The sequence below is a fragment of the Exiguobacterium sp. s26 genome, assembly GCF_018618235.1.
Lineage (GTDB): Bacteria > Bacillota > Bacilli > Exiguobacteriales > Exiguobacteriaceae > Exiguobacterium > Exiguobacterium chiriqhucha.
Map to the genome: position 1 here is coordinate 1 of NZ_JACSLS010000010.1, position 13021 is coordinate 13021.

Annotated in this window: 6 protein-coding genes; 4 read left to right on the forward strand and 2 right to left on the reverse strand. The window is 40.3% G+C overall.

The window, feature by feature from the left end; genetic code table 11:
• From KNP82_RS12850 to KNP82_RS12860, 3 genes are all read left to right on the forward strand, one after another.
• Positions 1 to 1066 (forward strand): HsdM family class I SAM-dependent methyltransferase (locus KNP82_RS12850; RefSeq protein ID WP_251128755.1); only part of this gene is annotated, 1066 nt, incomplete at its 5' end.
• Positions 1063 to 2385 (forward strand): restriction endonuclease subunit S, encoded by a 1323-nt coding sequence (locus KNP82_RS12855; RefSeq protein ID WP_214828232.1) that lies wholly within the window; start codon positions 1063 to 1065, stop codon positions 2383 to 2385. The genes KNP82_RS12850 and KNP82_RS12855, both read left to right, overlap by 4 nt.
• A 15-nt stretch (positions 2386 to 2400) precedes the next feature.
• The gene (locus KNP82_RS12860; protein WP_214828234.1) at positions 2401 to 5391 is read left to right on the forward strand and encodes a type I restriction endonuclease subunit R; all 2991 of its coding nucleotides are present in this window, start codon (positions 2401 to 2403) and stop codon (positions 5389 to 5391) included.
• Positions 5392 to 5458: 67 nt separating this feature from the next.
• On the opposite strand, the gene drmB is transcribed toward KNP82_RS12860, so the two are convergent.
• Both drmB and drmA read right to left on the reverse strand, forming a co-directional pair.
• Entirely contained in the window at positions 5459 to 7213 is a 1755-nt protein-coding gene (gene drmB, locus KNP82_RS12865) for a DUF1998 domain-containing protein (protein ID WP_214828237.1), read from the reverse strand.
• Complete coding sequence (drmA, locus tag KNP82_RS12870) at positions 7200 to 10610, reverse strand: DISARM system helicase DrmA (protein WP_214828239.1); 3411 nt, start codon at positions 10608 to 10610, stop codon at positions 7200 to 7202. Before drmA ends, drmB begins: the two co-directional genes overlap by 14 nt.
• A 62-nt stretch (positions 10611 to 10672) precedes the next feature.
• On the opposite strand from drmA, the gene KNP82_RS12875 reads away from it, so the two are divergent.
• Positions 10673 to 13003, forward strand: coding sequence for a hypothetical protein (locus KNP82_RS12875; protein WP_214828241.1), 2331 nt, complete (start codon positions 10673 to 10675; stop codon positions 13001 to 13003).
• The last annotated feature ends 18 nt before the right edge of the window (positions 13004 to 13021 follow it).

The following is a 13021-nucleotide window of genomic DNA, read 5'->3' on the forward strand; positions in this document are numbered from 1 at the left end:
TGGCAAGTCCTTTTTCTTTTCTAAAATAGGAGTGCAGAGTTGTGTACGTTTCCGTTGCACACTTCTGCACTCCTATTTTGCATTACACAGTTTGGCCATTATTATGAATGGATCACCACTATTTACAGGTGATGCTGGTTCTGGTGAAAGTGAAATTCGTAAATATGTACTGGAAAATGATTTAGTTGAAGGTATCGTAGCGTTACCAAACGATCTATTCTACAACACAGGTATCGCAACGTATATTTGGATTTTAACGAATAAAAAAGCACCTCTTCATAAAGGAAAGGTACGTTTAGTTAATGCGGTAGACTTCTCGAAAAAAATGAAAAAGTCTATGGGTAGCAAGCGTAACGAAATTACGGAAGAGCAAATCAATGAGATTGTACGTTTATACGGGGATGCGCAGCCACATGAAAACGTAAAGATTTTTGATAATGAAGACTTTGGTTATGCGAAAATTACAGTAGAGCGTCCATTACGCCTAAACTTCCAAGTAAATGAAGAACGCTTAGCACGTGTTGTTGAAGAAAAAGGATTTGTGAACTTAGCAACGTCGAAGAAAAAAGGCGATGCAGGTCACTTTGAGGTCGAAGAAGGTAAGAAATTACAAACGCAAATTTTGTATGTGTTACGCACATTAGCGAGCGATACAGTATATAAAAATCGTGGCGAGTTTACGAAAATATTAAAAGATGCTTTAAAACAAGCTAATATTACAATCGGTGCGCTTGTATTAAAAGCTATTTTAGCGGGACTTTCTGAAAAAGATGAAACGGCTGATGTATGTATGAAAAACAAAACAGATATCGAGCCTGATTCAGATTTACGTGATACAGAAATCGTTCCATTAAAAGAAAATATTGAAGAATATTTTGTACGTGAGGTATTACCACATGTCCCTGATGCATGGATTGACGAATCTAAAACAAAAATCGGTTACGAAATTCCTTTCACTCGCCAGTTCTATAAATACACACCACTACGCAGCTCAGCAGAAATTATGAATGAAATTCGTGCTTTAGAAGTGGAGATTGTCAAGCAGTTGAAGAAGGTGATGGAATGAAAGTTTATTCTGTTGTAAAAGATAGTGAAATTGAGTGGATGGGTACAATTCCAGAACATTGGGAAGTTAAAAAGTTAAAGTTATTAGGTGAGGCTATAACGGGTTTAACTTATAGCCCAAATGATGTTGTTAATAAAGGTGAAGGGATATTAGTTTTAAGGGCATCAAATATCCAAAATAACCAAATAAAATTCGAGAATAATGTTTATGTAGATACACAAATCCCTTTTAAGTTAATCACTAGAAAAAACGATATTCTTATTTGTTCTAGAAATGGGAGTAGAAAACTAATAGGTAAAGCTGCATTAATTGATAATCAAAGTGAAGGTATATCTTTTGGAGCATTTACTACGGTGTTTAGAAGTGATTTATCAGAATATTTATTTTACGTGTTCCTGTCTCCAATATTTGAATTTCAGATAGGAACATTTTTAACATCAACAATTAATCAATTAACGATTGGGAATTTAAATAGTCTTCAAATACCTGTACCTAGTAAAAGAGAACAAAAATCCATTGTTAATTATTTAAAAGTAAAAACTAAAGAGATTGACTTACTATTAAATCAAAAGCAACTTTTGATATCCTTGCTTGAACAACAGCGCCAGTCAATCGTAACTGAAGCCGTTACAAAAGGTTTAGATCCAAATGTGAAAATGAAAGACTCAGGTGTTGAGTGGATTGGTGAGATACCGGAGCATTGGAAGCTAAAAAAAATTAAATATGTGGCCAAACTGTTGAATGGTGATAGAGGTGAAAACTATCCTTCTGGAAATGATTTTGTTGAAGACGGCGTTCCGTTTATCACATCTCATAATTTAAATAATCGTTATGTAGATGAATCTAATTTGAAGTTTATTACAGAAAAGAGATACAATTTATTAAGAGGAATAAAGATTAAAAAAAATGATATTATCTACTGTTTAAGAGGTAGTGTAGGTAAGAATTCTTTGGTAACAAGAGATGGAGGTACAGTAGCATCTTCTCTAATGGGAATAAGAGCTAACGCTAAAATTAATGCAGAGTTCTTATCTTATACATTAAATTCAAAAATGGAAGTATGGAATAGAAGTATGTTAACGACAGGTTCTGTTTCTGATAATTTATCAGCTGAAAATGTAGGAACATACTTATTTACTCTCCCTGATTTGAATGAGCAAATGGAAATAGTAAATTATTTGAATTCTGAAATGTTGAAGATGGAAAAGTTAGTAATGATTATTGGACAGCAAGTCGAAAAACTAAAAGAATACCGTCAATCCCTCATTTACGAAGCGGTAACCGGTAAAATCGATGTACGTGATATGGAACTTGATTAAGTGAGGTGAGTTGTCATGGCAATGGATACTTCGGAAAAAGGGTTTGAAACGAATATTGAAGCTGAGTTACTTGCGAATGGCTATAAGAAGCGTGTCCTAGAAGGTGCGGCAAGTACCGCTTTTAAGCAGCATGCTATCGACGTAGAGGAGCTATTTGCATTCTTAGAGGATACACAAGAAAAACGTATGCGTACGCTTGAGAAGTCGTATGGTCCTTCGTACAAACAAGAAGTGCTAAAACGGATTAAAGACCAATTGCATAAGCAAGGGTTAGTTGAATGTTTACGGAAGGGCATCAAAGACCGCGGGGTGACGTTGCAATTAGCCTATAACAAGCCACCAACGGATATGAATAAAACATTGAACGAACAATATCAACTAAACCGTTTCAATGTGTCTCGCCAAGTCTATTACAGTGACAAGCATACCAATAGTTTGGATATGGTGTTGTTCCTGAACGGTCTACCACTTGTCGTGATGGAACTAAAAAATCCATTAACGAATCAAACGGTGGAACATGCGATGAAACAGTTAAAGAATGATCGAGACCCTAGGGAACAATTCTTCCGTTTTAATGAGCGAGTTGCTGTTTATTTTGCTGTTGATCCAGACGAAGTGTTCATGACCACAAAGCTCGATAAAGGGAAAACCTATTTCTTACCTTTTAATAAAGGCAATCAGGGAGGCAAAGGAAACCCTTTACCTCAAGACAGCAATTATCGGACACATTACTTGTGGGATGAGATTTTAGTACCTGATAGCCTCCTTGATATCCTTTATCGTTTCATTTTCGTGAAGAAAGATGAAATCAAAGATTCAAACGGTGAGACCATTGGAGAACGACAAATGCTCATCTTCCCTCGTTTTCATCAATTGGATGCAGTCCGTAAAATCGAAACAGATGTATCTCGTCATCTCGTTGGTCGTAACTATTTAATCCAACACTCTGCTGGCTCAGGGAAAACGAACTCGATTTCATGGCTCGCCCATCGATTGGCGAAATTACATAACGAGAATAACGAATCGATTTTCAGTAGCGTCATCGTCATTACCGATCGTCGCGTCTTAGATAAACAGTTGCAAGATGCGGTTTATCAGTTGGAGCATAAAGCTGGAATGGTTGAGCCGATTGATAAAAACTCTGACCAACTCGCACGTGCGATTAACAATGAGACACGCATTATCATTACAACGCTTCAAAAGTTCCCCTTCGTTTTAGAGAAAGTGGCAGGTTTAGAACGTAAAAAGTATGCAGTAATCATTGATGAAGCGCACTCCTCACAAGGGGGCAAAGCATCGACCGCTCTGACGAACGTCTTATCCGATAAGACATTAGAAGCAGCATACGAAGAAGATCGGATTGCCGAAGATAACTTGGATGATGTCGATGAGAAAATCGTAGAAGCCATCATGAAGAGTGGGAAACAAGATAACGTGTCATTCTTCGCGTTTACGGCTACCCCAAAACCAAAGACTCTAGAAAAGTTTGGGACAGTTGGTCCAGACGGTAAACCCGCAGCTTTCCATCAGTACACGATGCGCCAGGCAATCGAAGAAGGATTTATTCTAGATGTCCTCGAGAATTACACGACGTACAAGACGTTTTGGAAGATTGCGAAGACCGTAGACGATGATCCAGAAGTTTCACAAAAGCAAGCGACGAAGAAATTGGCTCAATACGTCTCCCTGCACCCGCACAGTATTGCGCAGAAGACAGAAATCATTGTCGAGCACTATCGAAATTTTGTACAACGTAAAATTGGAGGCAGAGCCAAAGCGATGGTAGTAACGGCGAGCCGCTTGCACGCCGTACGCTACAAAGTCGCCTTTGATCGTTATATTAACGAGATGGGTTACAATGATTTGAAAACGGTAGTAGCGTTTTCTGGGACCGTTCAAGACGGCGGCATCAATTACACGGAGCCGGACATAAATCAGTTTTCGGAAAGAGAGCTACCTGAAAAGTTCAACTCCGATGAATATAAGGTTTTGCTAGTGGCGGAAAAATACCAAACTGGATTTGATGAACCACTCCTCCACACGATGTATGTAGATAAACCGTTAAGTGGTATTAAAGCGGTTCAGACTCTGTCTCGTTTGAATCGGACTTGCCCCGGTAAAGACGATACATTCGTATTAGATTTTGTGAATGACCCAGAAGATATTCAAGCATCGTTCCAACCTTATTATGAATCGACTAGCTTATCTGAAGTGACTGATCCAAACATCTTGTATGACATGCAGGCTGAAATAGAACCATATCAATTATTCACGGCCGAAGAAGTGCAAAGGGTCAACGAACTTGAAGTGATAGGTGGAGCGAACAAGTCCTCAAAAGCTCAGATTGAGTTGAATGCGATTCTTGATAAAGGTGTAGACCGATTTAAAAACCTTTCAGACGAAGAACAGTATGCGTTTAAACAAGTAGCCACGAAGTTTGCACGGACATACGGATTCATTTTACAAGTCATCACCTTCATCGATTTAGACTTACACAAGTTGTATATTTATCTGACGTATTTACTGCGTAAGTTACCTCGAGGTCGAGATGACAAAGATGTTTACTTAGCCGATGATGTGACACTTGAATACTATCGCAACCAAAAAGTGTTTGAAGGTGGCATCGAGCTCGAGAAAACAGGCGGATACGACTTAAATCCTCAAAAGCATGGAATCGGTGGCTCAGGAGATGATGAGAAAGTCCGCTTATCAAGTGTATTAGACAAGTTAAACGAGCGCTTCGGTACACAATTCACGGAAACTGACTTTCTTTCACGTGAGCAAGTAAAAGAAGACATGTTAAACAGTGAAGATATTCGCGAAAAGGCAAAGAACAATACAAAAGAGAACTTTAAATTCGCATTCGAGAAGACGTTCATTAACTTCGTCATTGATCGAATGAGTAGCAATGAAGAGTTTTTCCTGAAAATCCTAGAGAACGATGAGTTTAAAACTGTGATTATGGAAGACATGATGAATGAAGTGTATGGGGAAGTGAATAACTAAAAAATGGTGCGAAGACTTCTGTAAAGTCTTCGCACCATTTTGTGTCTTTCTTTTTACTAACAGCGGGTTATATGTCAAAGAATGCGAGATGATCATCCGATAACTTTGGATGAAGTGTCCGCCGATCTAACAGTTCATTGTTCCATTCACAAGACGTCTCACTTAAGAACAGACAGCAATGGCATGCTGCAGCTTTTCGGTCTTGTCCACCTTCAAGGCAAGTCGGATCTGATGAGCAGTACTCTGTTAATTCAATGGCACGCTTTAGCATCAATGACATCTTCTCTGGTTTGGCGAGTTCAATCAATCCTCCCAAACTGCTTTCAGAGTCACCTTCGGCAGTATGGATTAACACGGAGGCAGCGCCATTCTCAAAATATAACCGTTCTCGTAAAGCGGTAGAAGAATACCCACTCGTTTCAGCGAATGCTCGAATCAAGGCGTGAGCAAATGTGTGAAGCAAAATATGGCGTGGATATAATTCGATTTCGACTTGGCCACGCTTTATGCGTTTTTGTTGGAATCTCGCTAACTGGCCTTCAAAGATTCGTTTTACAGAGTCACGACTTTCCCATTCTTCAATCATCTCTGGATTCAACTCAATAAATATCCCTTCACCAAAAATCTCGATTCCTGGATACCAGTGTGTGTGATTTTTAAAGATGGAGATACCATCTCCTGCTTTGCGTTCGACGAATGAATCTGCGTAATTCAAACGATTGAAACTAGTTAAAGCACGGACTTCACGCATCAAATCTACACGTGTGATGTGACTGATATAGTCTGTCCATTCTTCAGGAACAGGCACTCGCTCGGCTTGGCAATCTTGTTCTTGAAGCGGTGCAGTTTTTGTATGTTTCCACGCACTGAGCTCACGTTGTTTGATAGAACCAAAAGTAAGGTCCTCCAATTGCCGATTAGAATCTAAATAACGAATGCCCTTTTGAATGTCGTTTTCTGTCCAATCTCCGTCACTCAATAACCCTTTCAGCATGAATGTTTTTTGGTCTGGGGGGAAGTTTGGCCATGTATTTTTAAATAATTCATACTTTTTATCAATTTCTTGATAAATCGCTTCAGGACTTGCTGTTTTGAGTGGGAGAGTAATCACACTTTGAACGTTTGGAATATGTAATTTTGTCTCTCCACGCAAAGCTACTGTCATTTCAGCGTCGCACGTCTCGACTTGATGATGTAAAATCCATGGTTTGGTTCCAGCGCATTTTTTACCAGTGACACGTTCGAGCTCTCCTTTTTCTTTGATCCGTGCTAAAGAAACGGGGGGGGCTTCGCAATTCGTGCATATAATTCGCATTGTTTTGTAAGAACTCGATAGCGTCCCTTTATCTGTCATCAGTCGTAAACGAGGCTTATCACAAACGTCATGTCCTTGATGCGCCCATTTCACCCAAGGGAAATCACTGATGTGTCCCTTTCGACAAACTGTTACAAAACGCATTGGCGCATATTTTACTCCAAGGGGTTCACACTTTGGATTCGTACAAAATGTGCGTTTCGGTTGATCTGTCATAGATCCACAATTCGGACAAAAACGCCAGATTGGAAATCGTGATACTTTTGTTCGGATTGCTTCAGGATTGCTATTTAGTAGGCGAATTGGCTTCTGATTGAATGCGCTCATGACAGCATCGTGATCTTCTTCTCGAATTTGACCGTATTTAAATTTCCATTGATCCACTGCGTTCGTAATGAAACTACCATCTGGTAAATCTACGATAGCTCCCGGACCAAAGTGATGAAGTAATTGAGCCGCTCGAATTGAGCCTCGTTGATAAGAATGCTTTGAATCACCAGCTGTCATAGCGATTGACCTCCTCTTCCACTTTAATTTCAGGTTCTACACTACGCAAAGAAGTTAGTGCAAACATCGCCTCATGAGTATAAGGTGTTTCTTCAAAGTACTTCAACAAATGGTGTGACGTATTCATCGGTCTACCGTTCACAATTTTTTGACGATAGGCTAGTTCGTGATTTGTACGAGTAGCGAGTGATTCCCATGTATCTAACACTTCACTAACGAGCTGACGAGTTTCTGTTTCGGAACAATCATACACAGACTTAGCTCGAGCGACAAAGCGATCAATCATCGTCACGTCTATAGCATCTACGTCAAATTGACCTGCGTTATTGGATTTCGAAATAGAAGGTGATGTCATCGTTTGACGAATCAATCCCACGAGAACACCAGTAATACCGCGTTTTAATGCACCTTTAGAGAATGGTGTCACGCTCGTTGGTTCGACGTATTGATAGAACGACTGATGGAAAGATTTGAACTGCTCATAGTGGAACAAATCACGGGTGCGTTGTGGGTTCAGAATTGTTACGACTAGGCCAGGGTGTTGACGACCAACCCGGCTCGTGGCTTGGATATACTCAGCAGTCGTCTTAGGTTGACCGTGGACAACCATCAAACCGAGACGGTTGACGTCAACTCCTACGGAAATCATGTTCGTACAAAGGACGGCATCTAATACTTCGTCATTTTCAAATGTTCGTTCCATACGGGCTAACAGTTCCGGAATTTCCTGTGCTTTTTTACGACTCGTCAACTCTTCGAAGTCGAGTAATGGTTCTTCAATTTCATTCGCTTGAAGATACGTCCGAATCTCATCATAAAACATCGTATTCGTACCGGCCAATTCACGTATTGTATTGAAGTACCCAACGACGGTCCAATAGGGATCGAGTTCTGCTTGTTTCTCTTGTTTACGTGTCGCAGCAATTAGAGCCCCATATACGTTCACAGTATGGATTTTCATGCTGACGCCTGGCGAAGAGATACCGATGTATAGACGACCTGGCTTCTGATCAATCGGTACTGTTTTTGAAAAAAATGAGTCATCAGGTGATTGAATATAGACTGGGAATTGGTTTGCCGGACGATCATAAAGACCTCGAATTTGAGATTCAGCCCCACTGATGGTAGCAGTAGAAGCAACTATTTTCGGTTTTGATTCGCCAAATCCCATGAGCTCATCAATCACAAACTCATACAACCCTGTTAGAGAACCAAGCGGTCCATTTAAAAGATGCAGCTCATCTTGGATCACTAGATCCGCAGGAGGGAGCCAAGCATGTTGCCGTGACAAATCTTGTGTAGGAGAGCCGTCTATGAATTTGTTGTCGGAAGCACGATATGATGATTTACGACCGAACAATTCCCCAATCCGCGGTTGCCAAGCAATTTGTGCTAGTTTATCGACGGTCCCGATGACGAGCGACGGCAAATGATCGTAAATGGCCTCGTCAATCGTATATGCTGGGATGCCGCTGTGGAATGTACATCTCGCCTTTGGACATTTGATTGTCGCTTTAGCTCGATTAACCGAATAGTCCCGTACAGTCAATTTCTTCCCACACCAAGGGCAATGGCTAAGTTGCATCGGGTTGCCGACTTCACCGTTTTCAAGTGGTTCGTTGCTTGCTAGTTTTTGCAGCGCAATCTTTGCATCATCATAATTGTTTGGCGTAGATGCACTTCCAATCCAAAGTCCAATCGAGAACGGCACGGTACCTAAGTCTGCTAATTGAATATCAGGTATCTGCTTCGAATAAGTATCTTCGCGTCGACGAATCGCTTCCATGGCACAAATAAGAAGCGTCGCTCGCTGGAACTGTTGAATGGTTAGTAGGCGAAGTGTATAGCGCATCATGACACTCATGCCACCGTAACTCATTGGGTCGCTGACATCATTTTTTAAGCGCCGAACAAACATCACGAATGCTGCTAAACCAAGATAGGCTTCCGTTTTACCTCCACCGGTCGGGAACCATAGCAAATCGACAAGCTGACGGTCTTCATGTTGCTCGTCAAAACTGCTAGGTAAATTCATGAGGATAAAGGCTAACTGGAATAGACGCCATTCGCTTTTGACGGGTTCAAAATCGTATTGTCCTGTTTCTTTATATACCGAGGCATGAATCCCTTGCTCACGTTGAACGTGCATCGCTAAGTTCGACAGTCTGAAACCTGTCCATGCCTTGTCATTCGTCTCCAAAAGTTGAATTCCATCGTACATACGCGAACAAGTTTTTCTCGCTTGTTCAACTTGTTGTGAAAGTAAGGATTGATCACTTTCGCTAAGTCCGTCCAGCTTCGCTGACTCATCCGCGATCCATTCCATATACGCATCTGGTAATTTTTTTAATCGAAAAATGACTTCAGCTTTAGGCTGTTTAGCCAGATCCAGCATATTGAACGACGTATCCGTCAAACGTTGATGCTCAACTAGAGGCACTTCTTCTTTTGGCAACCATGTCGTTGTGAAGTAGTAGGTTGTATCATCTACAGACCAATCTGTCCCGATTTGATGACCGATAATAGGAACAGTCCGTGCGCGGTACAGGAAGTTGATTAAGTTGTTCATGCCGTAAGCAGGCCGTGGAACAATCGACTGCTTCTTGACGCTAAATGATAATTGCGGTTGGAAGATAATCTCCTCTTGTTTCGGAAAACGATTAGTTGAGCTTAAATCTAAGCTATGGACGAGATAAAGACTAATGTCTAATCCAGATTTTCCCGGACGAACATACCATTTTAAAAGTAGATTTGAATCTGAATCGATTGACAGTTCACCACTCTGGTTTAAATCTAGTGAGACGATTTTTGAGAACGGCTGCCGTTTGTAATAAAAAGAGTTATCTTCTTCTACAGACTCATAACGTGCCCAATTGATGTGACAAGTTAGTGGGGTAATATCATTTAAAATAAAGCTGACACCCAAGCTTGAATTACGAAATTGATCTTGAGAAATAATGATTTCTTCGATGGATTCACCTTCAACGGTAACGCCTTCAACTTCGTTTAAGGGTTGATCTGTCTCTTCTTCGTGAATGACGTTTGATGAGGCCCCGTATGGAAAGAGTCGACCGGTCAAATAGTACGAACTCGGTGCCGCTAATAGTGTTTCATGTTCACCATTTTGCGGTCCTATCAGTCTTTTTTCTAGATGATCAACGAGTGTAGTTCGCTGTTTAGGTGTAAAGGCTTTAGGTTGTGTGGTTTGCTTCTCCTGACCTGTTAATTGGAGAACGTCCTCATTCATTTGGATTTTTGTTTGGTGTGCTAAAATCTGTCGAAGTTGTCGCAAATCGATGAACTCATCTTGAAGCAAATCTAAAGCCTCATCAATCGAGGCTTGTTGATTATCTTTACCTGATAAAAAATTAACTAGGCGTTGGATAATATCATTCATTGTTTTGCCCCTTTCTTATATAATTTAATTGTAAAACATTTGAATATAAGGGGCGAGGGGAAATGATGGAATCTTCAGGGGTAGTCTCTTCAAATATTAGTTATATTCAGTTGGCATTTAACTCACTTCACACCGATGTATTGACGCGAGAGAAATTAATTGAGTATTTGATGATGATTTGGGATTCAGGACGTGGTTGTAAGAGAGAAGATGCTGTTCGGAATTTAACTACAGCGTTAGAAGCAAATATACCGTCGGTCATTAGCGAAGGCGATTACGTAAGACGGAAAAATGATCCTTCGTCACAATTTGACTCGCTTGAACGTGAACTACGTCAAAACCGAGAGCCTATTTTAATGAGTAAAGATTTGAAAAACAAAATAGCAAGTTTATATAAAGATCCTCGATTTATTGTTTTAAACGGGAAGCACGGGTATAAAGATGCACAGTATATCATTCTTAGCGAATGGCAATTGCTAAATGATTTGGTTCATCGCTATATGTACAAGAATAAACTTGAAAACATCGTTAGGCATGATGTGATTGCACAAGTAAAATCATACTACGATATCCAAGATTCTAACGTCTTGTTCTTTCCTAAAGTAGATTCTCGTTTCAAGACGTCCTATCAACGGATTAGTTTAAATGATTATGATAATCCACCAATGGATTACAACATCACTGTGTCACCAGATATTCTAGAAGAAATTGAAGAACAGAAAGGTGCCATTATTGAGCACTTGAAACGGAATCGCGAAACACCGATTAAAATTCGAGAAATTATTCAAAAGTATTTTCGGAAACAGCCATATGAAAATATATTCTCTGCTTATTACGAAGGATTGAGACAAGTTTTAAAGTTGGAACGAAATATTGTTATTTCTCAGAATACGATTATTTATGATGATTCCAAACCTGAAGAATTAGATCTTGCTTCAAACAAAACGCGAGGGAAAACAATTATTTCTCCAATCCCATCGCCACGACTGAAGCAGAACATAGAAGTTACTGAACCTACTAAACGTGAACGTACAGCCAATAACCGTTTGACGGTTCGTTTATCTACACTCGAACGAAGAAATTCTACGTTTCAGGTGTCTGGTGAGTTGATAAAGTATTTTGCCGCTGGACAGCTAGAGGTATTACATCAGTCGAGTCCTTTTATCCTTACCATGAACGCAAAAGGTCAAGCAGGAAGTCACAGCTTTAGCGATTTCCTCTTCGAACATCGAATTAAACCGGGTCAAAAGATGATATTCGAGAATCTTCAGGAGGGCAAAGCGACTGTCAGAGTGGCTCCGTATCTACCAGAGGATATGCGAGAAGCTGAGCGGCTTAACCGAATACATGAACTCGATCCATCCATTGAACATCCGAGCGCACGTTCACTCTTAGTAAACTATTTATTGAAACAGAAATCTCCCGTTCCTGTGGATAAGTTAATTGAAGAGGTTCAACAGCATTATCCATATTCACCGAAGACGGTCGAGGCGATTCTGTACAAACATCCCTACTTTATTCAAGATACGCTTCACACATGGCGCTTTGAGCCGGGTCTTTGGAATACACGTCAAGAATCCAATAGTTTGCTGAATATGAACGAAGAATTGATTCAGATTTGGGGAGACTTAATACCATTCATATATGAAGGCAGTAACGTACCAGCTCCACATTTCATCCCACAAGAAGTCGAAGACGTTCGTGTCATTGTATGGGGTGGCCAATCCCCACTTAACCGAACTCAGGAACTCGAGTACCGAGAAGGTGGAATGCTCCTTAATCCTAAATCAATTAATCAGAATTTAGACGAAGAACAGTTTTTGACATGGACGTCTCTCATATATGAACGAGGAAAAAGTAGTTCGACTACAAGACATGCTTTTGATCAAAAAATCGAACGTTTCTTTCGACTAGCTGGTGTTAAAACGAATGTACTAGCAATTCCTACTTTCCCAGCTTTACGGTTACCTCATCGATTGAAGTGTTCCCGATTAACGAAATCAATCTTAAGTGGTAGCCATCCAGAAAGTAAGCATTTAGCACCGTTGTTATTTGAACAGTATCGGATAATGATGCGGTTTATTAATGAACATAAGGCCCATGTCGTTGTTTTGAATTTTGATGAGACGGAGTATGCATATTTCCTCTATGCGATGCTTGGATACTCTGAACCGATAGAACGTAAAGCGCTCACTGCATTATTAGAAGATCGACAAATGCCAATTCGAGAAGATAAGCGTGTCTTGTGGAATTGGAGCGAGTCTAAAAAACCATTCTTTAATCTAGGTAACGTAGCATTTGAGCGGAATTATCAATTGGCTAGCGAGTTGTTCAAATTGTATGACGGAGAGGCATGGAAAACTGTTAAGCAAGAAGAGTTTGTGGTGCGTTGAGATAAGGTTTTCAAACAT

Excerpts from the sequence above, each read along its gene's own strand:
- KNP82_RS12855 (WP_214828232.1), top strand. The coding sequence starts at position 1,063 with ATGAAAGTTTATTCTGTTGTAAAAGATAGTGAAATTGAGTGGATGGGT.
- KNP82_RS12860 (WP_214828234.1), top strand. The coding sequence starts at position 2,401 with ATGGCAATGGATACTTCGGAAAAAGGGTTTGAAACGAATATTGAAGCT.
- drmB (WP_214828237.1), bottom strand. The coding sequence starts at position 7,213 with ATGACAGCTGGTGATTCAAAGCATTCTTATCAACGAGGCTCAATTCGA.
- drmA (WP_214828239.1), bottom strand. The coding sequence starts at position 10,610 with ATGAATGATATTATCCAACGCCTAGTTAATTTTTTATCAGGTAAAGAT.
- KNP82_RS12875 (WP_214828241.1), top strand. The coding sequence starts at position 10,673 with ATGATGGAATCTTCAGGGGTAGTCTCTTCAAATATTAGTTATATTCAG.